The sequence below is a fragment of the Clostridium puniceum genome (assembly GCF_002006345.1).
Classification (GTDB): Bacteria; Bacillota; Clostridia; order Clostridiales; family Clostridiaceae; genus Clostridium; species Clostridium puniceum.
Genome location: NZ_LZZM01000234.1, coordinates 21,560 through 38,849 on the forward strand (window position 1 = coordinate 21,560; position 17,290 = coordinate 38,849).

A 17,290-nucleotide genomic window follows, 5' to 3' on the forward strand; every position below is an offset into this window, starting at 1 on the left:
ATTATAGTCCTAATCTCATTAAGATTCAATAATTTTATACTTCATCTGTGTAGCATTTCCACCTCTAATATGCCGTTCAGCCTTATTAAATTCTAAAATTAAATGCGCTTCCTCTGCAATTTCAGGATTAATTTTAAAAAGTCTCTCTGTCATATCTTTATGGATTGTACTTTTACTAACTCCAAAAACTTTAGCTGTTTTTCTTATTGTTGCCTTTGAATCAATAATATACTTTGCTACATCTAAAACTCTTTCCTCAATATAATCTTTCAAAATACCACTTCCTCGATCTTATCTTTTATTCCATAGCATTTTTTAATACTCAATATTAGTCATTCATCGATTCCTACTTACTATAAGGATGAATAACTAATATTGATTTATCACAATGCTTTATTTAGTTTTTAAAGTAAAATACTTTTCTGGATTAACTTGTTCACCATTAGCATTAATTACTTGCAAATTTAAAAATTCTCCAAATTGATCTTTGCTAAACACTTTTGCAGTTTCTCCAACTTTGCCAATAATTTTATTAGCTACAACTTTATCACCCTTTTTCACGGATAAATTTGCATCAAGATTTCCATATCTAGTCTTTAATCCATTAGCATGTTTAATTTCAACAACTACGCCTTCTTCAACTCCTGAATTTTCAGCAAGCTCTACTATACCATCAGCTACTGCCTTAACTTCAGTTCCTATTTTTGCTTGTAAATTTACTCCTCTAATAGTTCTAAAAACTCCATCAGTTATTTTTACTGGTGTAGGATAAGAATATTTCCTACTTTCAATACCATCTACAGGATTTGAAAAATTTACTTTATTAGATGTAGCTACTGTAGTAGATTTTTCTGTCTTTGTCTTATCATTATTCTCTTTACCATCATTAGGAATATTTTCTACTCTTTCTGCATTTGGAATCTCATTTACATTTTTTCCATTACTATCAGAATTTAATGTTAGTTCTTTATTTATCTCTTCTGTCTTATTAACTTCATTATTATTAGACATCTTATAGGAAATAGTTCCAACTGTAACTATGATGCAAAGACAAAGGAATAAAGCAATATAAAATCCCTCCTTCCTAATTAATGTTTTAAATCTTTCTTTTAATTTTTTGTCCAATATGAACACCTCCTACTGTTATATTTCCCCTTTAATGAAAAATAATACATAAATATAATTTTTTATTTCATTTTTTTGCATTTTTATCATACTAATCTACTAATAACTTGTATTAAAATATTGATATTCTAGATTATGTCCATTTTTCTATTTTATAAACAAAAATTATCACTATAATTAGATAACGTTAGTGCTTATTCTAATTAAAAGCTAATACTTTAACATTAATTTATATTTGCATATTAGAAATTACTTGTTATAATAACTATATAAAAAGTGAAATGATCATTAGTTTTCTAGGGTTCCGTAGCTATAAATGCTAGACTGGTCCAAGAGAAGGCACTTATAATTGACTATGTACACAGAAGTATAAAAGCCTAGAAGATATTTTATAATATTTCTTTAGGCTTTTTTTATATTTTTACCATGAAAGGATTAAATTAGAAATGACATCAATTAAATTAACCATAAAATTATTAAAGGAAATATATAGTGTTTGTAGACTTAATAAAAATGATGTGCTCCCTGCTTGGGCAATGAATGGAGACTTCTTTTCAATAACAAAAATAGATGATGAATTGTCTATTGTCTGCTCACAAGAAAAGCTTACTCATAATATGCATAAGCTTGGCAATGCACAATGTGAAAAAGATTGGAGAATATTAAAGGTAGAAGGCCCATTGGATTTTTCATTAGTAGGAATACTTGCTTCCATTAGCAGTTTAATGGCTAAAGAACAAATTTGTATATTTGCTTTATCTACATATTATACTGACTATATACTTGTCAAGGAAAACGATGTGGATGCAGCAATTAATGTCTTGATTAAAAATAATTATAATGTGATTAAATAACTTGTTATTATATTTTTAATTAAGTACTACATATTTTAATTATATTAGACTTTACTAGATAATACTGTTAATATGTATGACTGTAAGTAAATGCAATTACAGTATAGCATTTACTTATAATGATAATTTATTTTAAGCATATATAACTTATGTAATATTTAGTAAAGAAGGAATGAAAAATAGGTAAAGATATTATATTAAAAACAGATGAGTATGTTTTTAGTTACAGAGCATCAAGAGTATTAATACATGATGGGAAAGTTCTGCTGCTTAGGCCACAAAATGACACAGCCTATACGAACAATTAGAAGATAAGTCGTTCAAATTAGAATTTTCATGGATTGATATTAAGGATATAGGCACTATAGAACTATATCCTATTGAAGCAAAGAAATATCTTGCTGAAGGATCAAATCAAGTAGAGCATTTTGTGTATAAAGAATATTAAAAATGTAAGTTATAAACCTTATTGGTAATCTTTTCTTGATTTATTTATTAGCAGGTAGTTCAATTGAACTACCTGTTTTATTATATTAATATACCTAATCATTAAAGTTTTGAATTGTGAAATGATTTTAATTGCACTTCGTGCTTTTTTCTATGGTGAATTGTTCCTGGCTGCACTTACGCACCTTTTTTTAGGTGAATTGTTCCTGGTTGTGCTTATCCACCTTTTTTTAAGATGGAATGATCTTGGTTGCACTTCGCGCTTTTTTCTATGGTGGAATGATCTTGGTTGCGCTTCGCGCTTTTTTCTATGGTGTATATTTTATTTCTTGAATTTCTACGCCATTATAATAGTGTTTTAAAATTTCATCGTATTTCGAACCACTTTTGCCCATAGCATTTGCTCCCCATTGACTCATTCCAACACCATGACCATAACCTATACAATTTATTTTTACTATATTGTCTCTAAATTCAAACTTAAAATTTGTTGAATTTAAATTAAATAATGTTCTAAAATCTGTTCCTTTTATAACTTCTCGTCCTATTTTAATTTCTTTTACACTTCCTGCCTCAGTATAGCTTTCTACTTTAATTGCTGATGATAAATTACCTTTTTTCAAATTAGCATTTTCATATTTTGAATTAATCTTATTTATAAATTCACTTATTGGAACTTCTAAGGTTGTTTTATATTTAGGTGCAATTTCTTCTCCTTTACTTTCTTCTGATTTTAAATATGGAACATCAACTGAAAATACATCTTTTGCATCTTCTGTTTTTCCAGAACTTATTGCGAAAAATTGCGGATATTCTAATGCTGATTCTTCATAAGTAAGTATCTGTCCCTTTGTATCTAAAACAGCTTTCTGTATTTTGTTCCAATTGCTTTCTGCTTCACTTTTACTCCATTTGCTCATTCTTTCTGCTTTACTCATATAAACTTGACAATTAGTTGTGTCACAAATTTCGCCATTCTTATTTTTAGCATCTTTACATGGATTTTTCCTTCTATTCATATAAAATGTTCTTGCTGCCACTGCTTGGGCTTTTAAAGCTTCTTCATTAAAATTTGCAGGAACTTCACTTGCCACTACTCCCATAATATAGTCTTCTAAATCCATTTCCTCTATGGTATCATCTTTTTTATGATATAGCCTAACTTTGCCACTAGCAGGAAATGTTATTTCTGAACTCTTTATTATATTATCATTACTTAAATTAAACACATTAATGCTCTCTTTGCCTGACCCTAAGAAAATCACTGGTAATACTATTAATATAGCAAAAATAATTAAAGTCATGATAGTTATTGTTTTTATATTTGTACTTAATCTTTTTAATTTTATATTTAAGCCTTTTAGAATAATTGTCTTCATTAACTTTTCCTCCTAAAACATGCACTCTAAAGTATATGTTTTAATTTTCTTATTATGATAATTATGTCACCCTCTTAGAATTATAATTTCTTAAAGTAAAAAAATCTGCTTCGCAGACTATGTTGTTCTGTGTTAACATTTCATTCATATTTAAATTACCTTTACTAACCTTGTATTTACAATTCTTTCAAAAGTTATCCACATATTTGACTTGATTATAATTTCCTCGTATTTGAAAATACGAGATCAGTTATACAAAAAAATAAAAAAATGATTGTCACACTCTAATTATCAATTGTTAATTTCAATTTCTCTAGCAGAAACCTTTATTTGATTTTCTCCACCACTACAATTGTATAAGCCTTTCATATTAAAATTTCTAAATTTCCATGTAAATAAACGCTTCAAAGCTAAATTATTAATTAAAACTTTAATTAATAACTTAGCTTTGAAACGTTTATCTCTATATATCTATTCTATAAATTTCTGCTCCGAGATTTCTAAATTTCTCTTCAATATTAACATATCCTCTATCAATATGATAAATATCACCTATTTCTGTCTCGCCTTCTGACACTAATCCACTTAGTATCATGGCAGCACCTGCCCTTAAATCTGTTGCTTTGACCTGACAGCCTGTAAATTTAGGTATACCTTCAATTATAGCAATCCTTCCGTCAATTTTTATATTGGCTCCCATTCTATTAAGTTCAGCAACATGCATAAATCTATTTTCAAAAACTGTTTCTGTAATAACGCTGACTCCTTCAACTGTGGATAATAAACTCATCATTTGAGCCTGCATATCCGTTGGAAATCCTGGATATGGAAGTGTCTTTATATCTAATGGTTTTTTAGGGCCTCTTCCATCTACTATTACAGAATCATTTTTGTAATCACTGAAGATAACTCCACATTCTTTCAACTTCTCTATTACAGGTCTTAAATGTTCCTCATTAGCCCCGTTAATCTTTATTTTACTATTTGTAATAGCAGCTGCAATCATAAAGGTTCCAGCTTCTATCCTATCATATATAGGCGTATAGGTTATTCCCTTTAGAGATTGCACTCCATCTATCGTTATCTTTCCAAGACCTGCACCTTTTATCTTCGCACCCATCTTATTTAAAAATCTTGCCAAATCCCAAATTTCTGGCTCTTCTGCTGCATTTTCTATTATTGTTGTACCTTCTGCAAAAACTGATGCCATCATAATGTTTTCAGTTGCACCAACAGATGGGAAATCTAAGTATATTCTATTTCCAATGATTTTTTTTGCTATAACCTCTACAAAACCATGACCCATTATAACCTCTGCACCAAGTAACTTAAATCCCTTTAAATGTAGATCTATTGGCCTGCTACCTATATTACACCCACCTGGTAATGATAGTTTACAATAACCAAACCTTGCAAGCATAGGCCCCATAATTAGAAATGATGCCCTCATTTTTCTCATAAGTTCTGCATTAGCATCCATTTCTACTATATTTTTCGCATTTATGGTCAATCTATTATTAACATTAGAAATGTCTACGTCACAATTTAATCCACTTAATAATTTACATATAACTTCTACATCTTCTAATTTAGGCGTGTTTTCTATGACTACAGGCTCTGAACACAATATAGTTGCTGCAATTATCGGTAAAATTGAATTTTTTGCTGAACTTATATCAACTTCACCCTTAAGTTCTTTTACCCCTTTAACCACTATTTTCTCCATATTATCCTCCACATTGAATTGTTAAGCATCATAAAATAATTGCTCAAAGATACAATACATATTTTTTATTTAACAAAGAAGTGAATTTTACTCATCATAGCAAGCATAATATATATGTTGCAATTAAGTTTATACAGTAAAGTTAATTCCATAGGCTGATACTAATATAGCTTTATTGTAAAATCATTATTGCAACATGTATATAATGGCAATAAACAAATATTATTAAATTTTTCTGCTAGTACAGTTCAAATATAGTTGGCATACCAATTATTACATTTGACCCTGTATTATACTTAATAAGTGCAAAATTAATTTTATCTCCATTACTTAAATTCCCTGTTCCTGAATAACCATTACTAATTTCTAATAAACTTGCCTTTTGTACCTTATTTTTATTTAATAATTTGTTTATAGAATAATTGCTATCTTCTTTGGCTCTTTTTCCTTTATAATAAAAAAAATATTGTTTATCTTCAGATTTTTCATCTTCTATTTTTTGCAGCATATTTTTTAAATCTAACGTGCTATACCTTACATCTTTATTAATTAATTTAATTTCCACATAATTATATTTATCTTCATCCCATGTTTTTATGTCAATATGAAAATTATCATTTAAGAATTGAAATTGATTTTCATTAATTTCTGTGTAATCACCATTTATATTGCTATTTAACTGCTTTTTTATCCTAAAAATTTCTTTTTCTATATTCTCTCTTGTTTTATATTGCAGCTTTACTCCATTTTCCTCAAATTCACTCACAGTTTTTATATTATTTTCTAAAATATCAAATGAATTTCTATCACCATGAGTAACATTAGAAACAGCTCCTAGATTAAAAAAAGATAACAATACGAAAATTGCTATGCTTACTTTTATATTCATAGTAATCCCCCTTAATTTAGCCTTATACCTTATCCTTTTTTAATTATGACCATCTCTGTTATCTTTTATTCTCTTTTAAATTAGATATGTGAATTTTATTAATAGTTACATTAGTGACTTTTTAGTGACTCTTTTGAGATTTTTCTTACATCCTATAGCATAAAATAAGCAAAGAAAATATTTATTATTAAATTTAGGAACGTTCCTTATATGAGCTATATATATATAGTATAATTTTATTAGAATTTTGTGATAGCTTGTCAGCATATAGTTGAATGTATGTAATATAAATTGACACTTAATGTTCTTTATTGGTATTCTGTGTACAATGCACTCTTAAGATTAATTCTCTAGATGTATATTTCTATAATATAAATTAAGCCATTAATTTTTCTCCCTTAATTTACAACTGATGCTTTAATAGGTACAAATTATAATAAAAGTCATATTTTCAGCCACCTCATGATTTTTCACTTTTAATTTGTCAGTTTTAAAACAATCTATAGTTAAAAAGTTGTCCACCTTAGAAAATAAAATATCCCTAAATTTCATGTTTTTATACACAATAAAAAGCATCTGTCCAAAGCCATATTTAATTAGCCTTCCACACTTCAAAATTCCATAATTTCGCATACAAAAATAAAGCGTACCTCTTTACATAGTTTTTCTATATAAAGAGGTACGCTTTAAATTATATTTATCTGCTAGATTTTTTTAATCTTAATCTTTGTGTGGCTCTAAATAATGCTGATTCTGCTCTATCTTTATTATACTTATCAGCTTCTTCAAGCCTTTTCTTTGCCCTTTGCATTGCTTCATTTGCTCTTTCTACATCAATGTCATCTTCAAATTCAGCTGCATCGCTGCAGATTGTCATTGTGTTTTTACTAATATGAACAATTGATGTTGAAATAAACAATTCCTCTTCAGCGCCTTTAGCGTCTTTAAACCTTGCAATACAAGGAACAGTACTTGCTATCATGTTTTCATGGTTTGCTAATACTTCAAAGTCTCCATCAGCATTTTTTAAAAATACTTTTTCAACTTCTCCATTGTAAACCTCATGACTTGGTGTAGTAACTGTTAGTAAAAAGGTATTAGCCATTATTGCTCATCCCCTTTATCCTAAAGTTTTTGCTTTTGCTATAACATCATCTATAGTTCCTGCAAATAAGAATGCTGATTCTGGTAAATCATCATATTTACCTTCAAGAATTTCTTTAAATCCTCTTATTGTTTCTTTTACTGTAACATATTTTCCTTGCATTCCAGTAAATTGTTCAGCAACTGTAAATGATTGAGATAAGAATCTTTGAATTCTTCTTGCTCTAGCTACGACAGCCTTATCTTCATCTGATAATTCGTCTACACCTAAGATAGCTATAATATCTTGTAATTCCTTATATTTTTCAAGAACATGCTTAACATCTGATGCTACTTTATAATGTTCTTCACCAACTATTCTTGGATCTAATATTCTAGATGTAGATTCTAATGGGTCTACTGCAGGATATATACCAAGTTCAGCTATACTTCTAGATAAAACTGTTGTTGCATCTAGATGTGAGAACGTTGTTGCTGGTGCTGGATCTGTTAAGTCATCGGCAGGAACATATACTGCTTGAACTGATGTTATAGATCCATTAACTGTTGATGTAATTCTTTCTTGAAGAGCTCCCATTTCAGTTGCAAGTGTTGGTTGGTATCCAACAGCTGATGGTGTTCTTCCAAGTAAAGCTGAAACTTCAGAACCTGCTTGAGTATATCTGAATATGTTATCTATAAATAATAACACGTCTTGACCTTTATCTCTAAAGTACTCTGCCATAGTAAGTCCTGTTAATGCAACTCTCATTCTAGCACCTGGTGGCTCATTCATTTGACCAAATACCAAAGCAGTTTTACTAATAACTCCTGAATCCATCATTTCGTGATATAGGTCGTTACCTTCTCTTGATCTTTCACCAACTCCGGTAAATACTGATAATCCACCATGTTCCTTAGCTATGTTATTTATTAATTCTTGGATTAAAACTGTTTTACCAACTCCAGCTCCTCCAAATAGACCTATCTTACCACCTTTTTGATATGGTGCAAGTAAATCTACAACCTTAATTCCTGTTTCAAACATTTCTGGTTCAACGGCTTGATCTTTGAAGCTAGGAGCTGGTCTATGAATTGGATATTGTTGTTTTATATCAACCTCTCCACAATTATCAATAGGTTCTCCTAAAACATTAAATAATCTTCCTAATACTTCTTCCCCTACTGGAACAGAAATAGCATTCCCTGTATCAACAGCTTCCATTCCTCTTTTTAATCCTTCTGTAGCTGACATGGCAATTGTTCTAACTATATCATCACCAACGTGTTGTTCAACTTCAGCTACTAATTGATGCTCTCCCATATTAATATTAATTGCATTATATAAATTTGGAAGAGAATCTGAATCAAATTTTATATCTATTACCGGTCCAATTACTTGAACTACTTTTCCTATCTTTCCAGGCATAAGATACCTCCTTACTAATTTTGAGCTGCTGCTCCTCCAACAATTTCATTTATTTCTTGCGTAATAGCACCTTGTCTAATTCTATTAAACATAAGTTTTAAATCAGATAATAAATCTTCTGCATTCTTAGTAGCTCCATCCATAGCTGTCATTCTAGAACTTTGTTCACTACATTTAGAACTTAATAAAATGCCTCTGATTTTTCCTTTTAGATAGATATTAAGAGCATTTTCTAATACCAATTCTAAATTCGGCTCAACATGACTTTTGTTTACTTTACCTTCAAGCTTTTGTATAGGTAAAATTTTATCTACTTTTGGCACTTGTTTAACTGGTGATATAAAGTTAGAATACACAATATTAACTTCAGAAACTTCTCCATTTAAATACATTTCAAGAGCTTTATCAAAGATAACCTTTGCTTCTCTAACTGTTGGTAAATCTGAAATTTCAACATATTCTCCTACAGTTTGAAGTTTAGTTCTCTTAATGTAACTAAGTCCTTTGTTTCCAACTACGATAATTTTGGCAGTATCTTTATTTTTCCCAATTAAAGAATCTAAGTAAGCTACTACATTAGCATTGAATCCACCACATAGTCCTGAATCAGATGTCATTACTACATACAATTTATTTTCACTTTTATTTCCGTCAAAATAAATGTTAGCACCTTCTTCTGAAGCAGTTGTTGCAAGATTTCTTACGATTGGTTCAGTTAATTCAATAAACTTATTATTTACTAATAACTCTTTTCTAGATTTTCTAAGCTTTGAAGTGGCAACAAGCCCCATGGCATTTGTAATTTTTTTTGTATTTTCTACTGACTTAATTCTCTTCTTTATATCAAGAAGTCCAGCTGCACCCATGATTTCCACCTCCTAAAGAAGGGCATAGCCTAAATTTAAGCTATGCTTCTTGTAAAAATATCTTTTTAAATTCAACTATTGCTTCCTCTAACATAGATTTAATTTCATCAGTTAAAGTTTTTTCTGTAATAATTGATTTTTCAATATCTCTATAATGAGTATCTGCATACTCTAAGAATTCCTTTTCGAATCTTTTTATGTCGCTAACCTTAATATCTGATAAGAAGTCATTAACTGCAGCATATAATATTGCAATTTGCTTTCCTACTTCCATTGGGCTATATTGGTTTTGCTTTAATACTTCAACTAGTCTCTTACCTTTTTCAAGTCTTCTACTAGAATCTGCATCTAAGTCAGATCCAAATTGAGCGAAAGCTTCTAATTCTCTGTATTGTGCAAGTTCAAGTCTTAATGTACCAGAAACTTGTTTCATTGCCTTAATTTGAGCATTACCACCAACTCTTGATACTGATATACCAGCATTAACGGCTGGTCTTTGTCCTGCATAGAATAAATCAGATTCTAAGAATATTTGACCATCTGTAATTGATATAACATTAGTTGGTATATATGCTGTAACGTCTCCAGCTTGTGTTTCTATAATAGGAAGAGCTGTTAATGATCCCCCACCTAATTCTTTAGATAACTTAGCTGCTCTTTCAAGTAATCTTGAATGGATGTAGAAAACATCTCCTGGATAAGCTTCTCTTCCTGGAGGTCTCTTAAGTAATAGTGACATTGATCTATAAGCCACTGCATGTTTAGAAAGATCATCGTATATAATTAATACGTCCTTTCCTTGATGCATAAAATGTTCACCTATACTACATCCTGCATATGGAGCTAGATATTGTAATGGCGCAGATTCAGCTGCTGTAGCACTTACTACGATACTGTAATCCATAGCACCAGCTTCAGTAAATGTATTTACTATATGTGCAACTGTAGATTGTTTTTGCCCTATAGCTACATATATACAGATAACATCCTTACCTTTTTGGTTAATGATAGTATCTATTCCTATAGCTGTTTTACCAGTTTGTCTATCTCCTATTATAAGTTCTCTTTGTCCTCTACCAATTGGAATCATTGAATCGATTGCTTTAATTCCTGTTTGTAACGGCTCATTAACTGAACTTCTATCTATTATACTTGGAGCATGAACTTCGATAGGTCTTGTTTCAGTTGTAAGTATTGGCCCTTTACCATCTATAGGTATTCCTAATGCATTTACAACTCTACCGATTAATCCATCACCAACTGGAACTTCAACAATTTTGCTAGTTCCTTTAACGATGTCACCTTCTTTTATTCCTTTTTCATCTCCTAAAAGAACGCAACCAACGTTATCTTGTTCAAGGTTTAAAGCCATTCCATACACTTCATTAGGGAATTCTAATAATTCCCCTCCCATACAATTATCCAATCCATAAACTCTTGCAACACCATCTCCAACTTGGATGATAGTACCAGAATCTACTGTTTTAATTTGCTTTTCATATTTTTCTATTTCTTTTTTTATAATAGAAGTTATTTCTTCTGGTTTAATATTCATGGATTCACCTCTATTCCTTCTTAAGCATTATTTCTTTCATTTCTTCTATCTTTGATTTAATAGTATCATCAATAACATCATTTCCAATACTTACGTAAACTCCACCTAAAATGCTTTTGTCTACTTGTGCAGTGAATATGATAGTCTTATCGTACTTTTCTTCAAAGATAGCTTTCAACTTTTCTAATTCTTCTGGTAAAAGTGGTATAGCTGTTTTAACTACACCCTTTATGATATTTTTTCTTTCCAGATCGATTTTTTCCATCTGGTCAAGTTTTTCTTTTAAATAAAGAATTCTATTCTTTTCGATTAATACGATCATAAAAGAAAGTAAATCATCATCAATTTTACCTTTAAAAATATCTGTAAAAAGTTGTTTCTTTTTAGTGGTATTAACTTGTGGATGTCTGATTACTTGTTGAAAATCTTCGTTATTATCAATCAAATCACAGACTGATCTTAAGTCATTTAAATATTCATCAACTTTGCCCTTTTTTTCAGCAACTTCATAAATAGCTAAAGCATATCGCCTATCTAAATATTCATACATATTACATACCTACCTTAGCAATAAAATCACCAATAAGTTGTCTATGTGTATTTTCATCTATTTTTTGATCTAATGCTTTGATTGAAAGTTCTACAGCTAAATCTACTGCTTGCTTTTTAATTTCGTATTCAGCTTTTTCCTTTTCTCTTTCAATTTCTAGCATAGCTCTTTCTTTTAATGAAACTGCTTCTTCTTTGGCATTATTAATGATTTCTTCATAAACTTTATCGCCTTTTTGCTTTTGTCTTTCAGTAATTTTTTTACCTTCTTCTTTAGCTGATTGTAGTATTTGTTCATTTTTTAGCAAATACATTCTAGCCTTTTCAGAATCTTCATCGGCCTTAGTTAATTTATCATCTACATATTTTTGTCTTTCTTCAATTATTCCTTTGATCTTATCCCAAAAGAAATGTCTTAGAATTAAAATCATGACACCTAAATTAACCCAGGTTAGTATTAGTGTTGATAATTCCATTTCCATATTTTACCTATATCCTCCCTTCGGAGTCAATATTATTAACTCATACGAATTCATCATTTAATAATTATTTACCCATTACCATGAATGCAACGATTAATCCATAGATTGCTGTTGCTTCTGAAAGTGCTGCTCCTAAAATTAACATTGTTTGAATTTTTCCTGATGCTTCTGGTTGTCTACCAACAGCTTCTGTTGCCTTTCCAGTAGCGATACCAATACCTATTCCTGCTCCAATACCTGATAATACAGCTATACCAGCTGCTAGAACTCCTAAACTCATTATAATTCCTCCTAAAAATAATAATTAAATTTTTTTCATGCTTTTTAATGTTCTGCGGTTACTTTAATGTTAATCATTGTTAACATTGAGAATACAATCATTTGAAGTGCTCCATCAAACAAATCAAAATATAAATGTACTATTATTGGCGAACCAAATTGAGCGAGTGCACCAATTGAACCTAGCGCATGATACACTAATTCTACCAATACTACTGCTGCCATCATATTACCATAAAGCCGTAATGATAAAGATACTAAAAGTACGAATCTTTCCATTACATTGATTGGTAACATAAATGCATATGGATGTAACAATCCTCTACCATAAGCAACCATTCCATGTTTCTTGATAGCATTTAGATTTACCACCAAGAACGTAACTATTGCCAACGATAGGGTTACACTTAAATCTGCCGTAGGTGGTTTTACACCTAATAATCCACTAAGATTTAAGGTTAACAGATAAATCATTAATGTACCTATGTAAGGTAAAAATGATTCATATTCATCACCCATAATGCCAAGTACAAGTTCTCTTATACTTTGATAAAGTTTTTCTAAAGCCGATTGCGTTTTATTAGGTTTTAACTTTAGATTTCTTGTTAATAGAAAAGCACCTATTCCTAAAATTAAAATAACACACCATTGGATTAATATACTTGATGTAATATTAATGGTAATGCCAAAAATTTCAGGAGAAAATATAGGCCTCATGGATCCCTCCAACCTAAACACTTCCTTTCCTATTTTTTATGCCTAAAACCACAAGCAGTATATAATGTGTAATAAATCCAGCAACATAAAATGCCATAAGATTAACATTTTTTGTGAAAGGTATTATAGTCATTACTATAAATCCCAATCGCAAAAAATAACTAACAATAATAAAAAACTGCTTTTTATTTTGTACTAGACATGTTGAAATAACATATCCACTTATAAAATAGTTTATTGCTGCTACACCTATTCCTGCCAAATAGCTTCCTGCATTTATGAAAGTAGAAATTATTCCTATAACTAAAGATATAAATAATCCGCTTCCTAAATCGTATTGCACCTGTTGTAGAAGTAGTTTATTCATCACTTTATTCATGCATAACCCCCTTTACCCTCAATATGACATATTATATCTTTATATTTATCTTTAACAAAACGCAATTTTAGATTAAATTATCTTTATTATGCGTTTTTAATAAGATTAACTCACTTATTCTCAAAATTACTTACCTAATATTGCATTTTTCTCTATTTTTCTTCATTTTTGAAAGTTTTAAAATATTTTTATTCATTTTTTTGAATTTTCTGTAACAAGAAACTTTTTCTTTTTACCAGTGTTAACAGTTTCATCCCAAATTTTATGATATGAAATTGAAAATATTAGAAATTCCAAAGTTTTTTTTCCTTTTTTAGCCCTTCATAATATTGTATTTAATGTTATATCTTTTATATTAGTGAATATATAATCTCATTCTTATTCAATATTTATTTTTTTTGCAATCTCATCTTCAATTGTTTAAATTTTTATTCAAGTCATCTAAATCCTTATTTAAACTACACTACAGAGTATTTAAAACGCTGTAATAATGTTTTAACTTTCAAAATTACATATTATGAGTGTTTTATCAAATAAAATTATACTTTAATTTATACATAACTCTTTATAAATATTCATCTAATTTTTTTCACTAAAAAATCCATTACAACTTCTTTTTTAAACTATTTATCTAATCTTAACTAAAATTACAATCATTTTCAAGCATTATTTCATATTTACTCAAACAAATTATGGAATACATACTCCAATCGACAATATATATTTAATAATTTACAATTTAAAATACACTTCCTTCATCTAAATATAATTTAAAATTATATTTAGGTGAATTAACTTTTAGAAAATATATATTTTTCTAAAAAAGGTTACTATGATTAATTATCATAGTAACCTTTTTTATGAAATACAAACTTCTCTTAAACTCTTTCAACTATAAGAGCAGTTCCCATTCCTCCACCTATACAAAGTGTTGCAAGACCTCTCTTAGCATCTCTCTTTTCCATTTCATGAAGAAGAGTAACTAAGATTCTTCCACCTGAAGCTCCAACTGGATGACCTAAAGCAATTGCTCCACCATTTACATTTACTTTTGACATATCGAATTTTAAATCTTTAGCAACTGCTAAACTTTGAGCTGCAAAAGCTTCGTTAGCTTCAATTAAATCTAAGTCTTCAACTGTTAAGTTAGCTTTTTCTAAAGCTGCCTTAGTTGCATGGAATGGTCCATATCCCATTATAGTTGGATCTAATCCTTTTGAACCATAAGAAACTATTTTAGCTAATGGCTTAACTCCTAATTCAGCTGCTTTTTCTGCGCTCATAATAACAAATGCTGCTGCTCCATCATTAATTCCTGATGCATTACCTGCAGTTACTGTACCATCTTTAACAAAAGCTGGTTTTAATTTTGCTAAAGATTCTGCTGTTGTCCCGAATCTTGGGAACTCATCTGTATCAAATACTTTTGGTTCTCCTTTTCTTTGTGGAATAACAACTGGAACTATTTCATCTTTGAATCTTCCTTCTTTGATTGCTGCTTCAGCCTTTTGTTGAGATGATGCTGAAAATTCATCTTGTTCTTCTCTTGTTAATCCCCATTGGGTAGCTATATTTTCAGCTGTTTGACCCATATGATAGTTATTAAATGCATCCCATAATGCATCGTTTATCATTGTATCGATCATTTTACCATCGCCCATTCTTTGACCAAATCTAGCTGTTTTTAAAGCATATGGAGCTTGCGACATGTTTTCCATACCACCTGCAACTATTATATCAGCATCTCCTGCTTTAATCATTTGAGCTGCTAAACTAACTGCTCTTAATCCTGATCCACAAACCTTGTTTATTGTCATAGCTGAAACTTCTTGTGGTAATCCTGATTTAATTGTCGCTTGTCTTGCTGTATTTTGTCCAAGACCTGCTTGAATTACATTACCCATGATAACTTCTTCAACTAGTTCTGGCTTAACGCCAGCTCTATTTACCGCTTCTTTAATTACTAAAGCTCCTAAATCTACTGCTGATACGTCTTTTAACGCTCCACCAAAACTACCTAATGCAGTTCTTACTGCACTTACAATAACTACCTCTCTCATATTTGACCTCCTAAAATTTATAAATTATTTTATTAACTTTCGTTAAATTATTAACATAATTTCATTATAACCATTATTAATTTTTTTATCAAGGGTTAATTGTTAAATTTTAGACAAACTTCATCTTCTAAATTCTTCTACTTCCTTATTACTTAATTCAAAATATCTAAATATAGCATCTACTATTCTTTGTGATGCAATACCATCTCCATAAGGGTTAATTGATTTGCTCATTTTTAAATACGCTTCTTTATTTTTTAATAATTCATTTGCTTCTTTTACTATTTGCTCTACATCTGTTCCAACTAATTTTACTGTTCCGGCTGCAACAGCTTCTGGTCTTTCTGTAACATCTCTTAATACCAATACTGGCTTTCCTAAATGAGGTGCTTCTTCTTGCAGACCACCTGAATCTGTCATTACCATAAATGACTTATTCATTAAATTATGAGTTTCTTTAGTATCTAATGGCGATAATAAATGAATTCTATCATTCCCACCAAGTCTTTCAAATACTACATCTTTAACAACAGGATTTAAATGAACTAAATATACTAACTCTACATCTTCATTTTGTTCAACTATCCTATTTAATGCAATACAAATATTTTCAATACCTTTTCCCCAATTTTCTCTTCTGTGGGCAGTAATCATTATTACCTTTTTGCTAAAATTAATATTATTTAATTTATCATTTTCAAAAACATAATTTTCTTCAACTGTATGCTTCATAGCATCAATTACAGTATTACCTGTAATATATACATCACTTTCTGCTATGCCTTCTCTTAGTAAATTTTCTTTGGAACCCTTAGTTGGTGCAAAATGCAAATCTGCTAAACTACCTGTTAGTTTTCTATTCATTTCTTCTGGGAAAGGAAAATACTTATTAAAGGTTCTAAGACCAGCTTCTACATGGCCCACTTTAATTTGTTGATAAAACGCTGCAAGACCACCAGCAAAAGTAGTTGTAGTATCTCCATGAACTAATATCATATCCGGTTTTTCATTTTCAAAAACCTCTTCTAAACCTTCTAAAACCTTACTAGTTATTCCTGTTAACGTTTGTCTTGTTTGCATTATGTTTAAATCAAAATCTGGTTTAATATCAAATAACTCTAAAACTTGATCTAACATTTCTCTATGTTGAGCTGTTACGCAAACTTTTGATTCAATTTCTTCTCTTCTTTCCAGTTCTTTTACTAAAGGTGCCATTTTTATAGCTTCAGGTCTAGTTCCAAAAATGGTAATAATCTTCTTCTTCCTCAATCTATTCCCTCCTAATTCAAGCCACTTTATTCAGTTAACAGTTAACAGTTATAAGTTAACAGTTATGATTAAAACTCAGCTATATAATATTGTATAATTCATTAAATACATAAATAATTGTAGATTATGATTAAGATTTCTAGTTTTTTATTTCATTATCTTAATAGTAAATCTATTTACATAAAATTAACAAAAAATTAAA

The 17,290-nt window shown here is 29.7% G+C and carries 17 protein-coding genes and 1 riboswitch; of the genes, 1 reads left to right on the forward strand and 16 read right to left on the reverse strand.

The genetic code is table 11. The features are described from left to right. Positions 1–18: 18 nt before the first annotated feature. On the reverse strand, positions 19–273 hold the full coding sequence (gene spoIIID, locus CLPUN_RS25110; protein ID WP_077849925.1) for a sporulation transcriptional regulator SpoIIID: 255 nt from the start codon (positions 271–273) through the stop codon (positions 19–21). A gap of 120 nt (positions 274–393) precedes the next feature. Continuing rightward, positions 394–1,125 (reverse strand): M23 family metallopeptidase, encoded by a 732-nt coding sequence (locus tag CLPUN_RS25115; RefSeq protein WP_077849926.1) that lies wholly within the window; start codon positions 1,123–1,125, stop codon positions 394–396. Positions 1,126–1,410: 285 nt separating this feature from the next. Next, a riboswitch (guanidine-I (ykkC/yxkD leader) is annotated at positions 1,411–1,511 on the forward strand. A gap of 60 nt (positions 1,512–1,571) precedes the next feature. On the opposite strand from CLPUN_RS25115, the gene CLPUN_RS25120 reads away from it, so the two are divergent. Then, positions 1,572–1,979, forward strand: coding sequence for an ACT domain-containing protein (locus CLPUN_RS25120; RefSeq protein WP_077849927.1), 408 nt, complete (start codon positions 1,572–1,574; stop codon positions 1,977–1,979). Between the two features lie 755 nt (positions 1,980–2,734). Here CLPUN_RS25120 and spoIID read toward each other — a convergent pair. From spoIID to wecB, 14 genes are all read right to left on the reverse strand, one after another. Next, positions 2,735–3,805, reverse strand: coding sequence for a stage II sporulation protein D (spoIID, locus tag CLPUN_RS25125; protein WP_077849928.1), 1,071 nt, complete (start codon positions 3,803–3,805; stop codon positions 2,735–2,737). 463 nt (positions 3,806–4,268) lie between these two features. Next, positions 4,269–5,531 carry a UDP-N-acetylglucosamine 1-carboxyvinyltransferase gene (gene murA / locus CLPUN_RS25130; RefSeq protein ID WP_077849929.1) on the reverse strand — a complete coding sequence of 421 codons (1,263 nt, stop codon included), beginning with the start codon at positions 5,529–5,531 and terminating at the stop codon, positions 4,269–4,271. Positions 5,532–5,769: 238 nt separating this feature from the next. Further along, positions 5,770–6,420 (reverse strand): hypothetical protein, encoded by a 651-nt coding sequence (locus CLPUN_RS25135; protein ID WP_077849930.1) that lies wholly within the window; start codon positions 6,418–6,420, stop codon positions 5,770–5,772. A gap of 697 nt (positions 6,421–7,117) precedes the next feature. After that, complete coding sequence (atpC, locus tag CLPUN_RS25145) at positions 7,118–7,525, reverse strand: ATP synthase F1 subunit epsilon (protein WP_077849932.1); 408 nt, start codon at positions 7,523–7,525, stop codon at positions 7,118–7,120. A 15-nt stretch (positions 7,526–7,540) separates the two neighbouring features. Then, the gene (gene atpD, locus CLPUN_RS25150) at positions 7,541–8,932 is read right to left on the reverse strand and encodes a F0F1 ATP synthase subunit beta (RefSeq protein ID WP_077849933.1); all 1,392 of its coding nucleotides are present in this window, start codon (positions 8,930–8,932) and stop codon (positions 7,541–7,543) included. Between the two features lie 14 nt (positions 8,933–8,946). Continuing rightward, positions 8,947–9,798, reverse strand: coding sequence for an ATP synthase F1 subunit gamma (gene atpG, locus CLPUN_RS25155; RefSeq protein ID WP_077849934.1), 852 nt, complete (start codon positions 9,796–9,798; stop codon positions 8,947–8,949). Between the two features lie 40 nt (positions 9,799–9,838). Further along, positions 9,839–11,353, reverse strand: a complete 1,515-nt coding sequence (gene atpA / locus CLPUN_RS25160; RefSeq protein ID WP_077849935.1) for a F0F1 ATP synthase subunit alpha — start codon at positions 11,351–11,353, stop codon at positions 9,839–9,841. A gap of 10 nt (positions 11,354–11,363) precedes the next feature. After that, positions 11,364–11,903 (reverse strand): F0F1 ATP synthase subunit delta, encoded by a 540-nt coding sequence (locus CLPUN_RS25165; protein WP_077849936.1) that lies wholly within the window; start codon positions 11,901–11,903, stop codon positions 11,364–11,366. A gap of 1 nt (position 11,904) precedes the next feature. After that, complete coding sequence (locus CLPUN_RS25170; RefSeq protein ID WP_077849937.1) at positions 11,905–12,384, reverse strand: F0F1 ATP synthase subunit B; 480 nt, start codon at positions 12,382–12,384, stop codon at positions 11,905–11,907. Positions 12,385–12,448: 64 nt separating this feature from the next. Continuing rightward, entirely contained in the window at positions 12,449–12,664 is a 216-nt protein-coding gene (atpE, locus tag CLPUN_RS25175) for an ATP synthase F0 subunit C (protein WP_077849938.1), read from the reverse strand. 44 nt (positions 12,665–12,708) lie between these two features. Further along, on the reverse strand, positions 12,709–13,380 hold the full coding sequence (locus CLPUN_RS25180) for a F0F1 ATP synthase subunit A (RefSeq protein ID WP_077849939.1): 672 nt from the start codon (positions 13,378–13,380) through the stop codon (positions 12,709–12,711). 13 nt (positions 13,381–13,393) lie between these two features. Then, complete coding sequence (locus tag CLPUN_RS25185) at positions 13,394–13,759, reverse strand: hypothetical protein (protein WP_077849940.1); 366 nt, start codon at positions 13,757–13,759, stop codon at positions 13,394–13,396. Between the two features lie 878 nt (positions 13,760–14,637). Beyond that, positions 14,638–15,819, reverse strand: coding sequence for an acetyl-CoA C-acetyltransferase (locus CLPUN_RS25190; protein ID WP_077849941.1), 1,182 nt, complete (start codon positions 15,817–15,819; stop codon positions 14,638–14,640). A gap of 120 nt (positions 15,820–15,939) precedes the next feature. Further along, positions 15,940–17,088: a non-hydrolyzing UDP-N-acetylglucosamine 2-epimerase gene (gene wecB / locus CLPUN_RS25195; RefSeq protein WP_077849942.1), complete on the reverse strand. Its 1,149-nt coding sequence runs from the start codon at positions 17,086–17,088 to the stop codon at positions 15,940–15,942. Positions 17,089–17,290 lie beyond the last annotated feature (202 nt).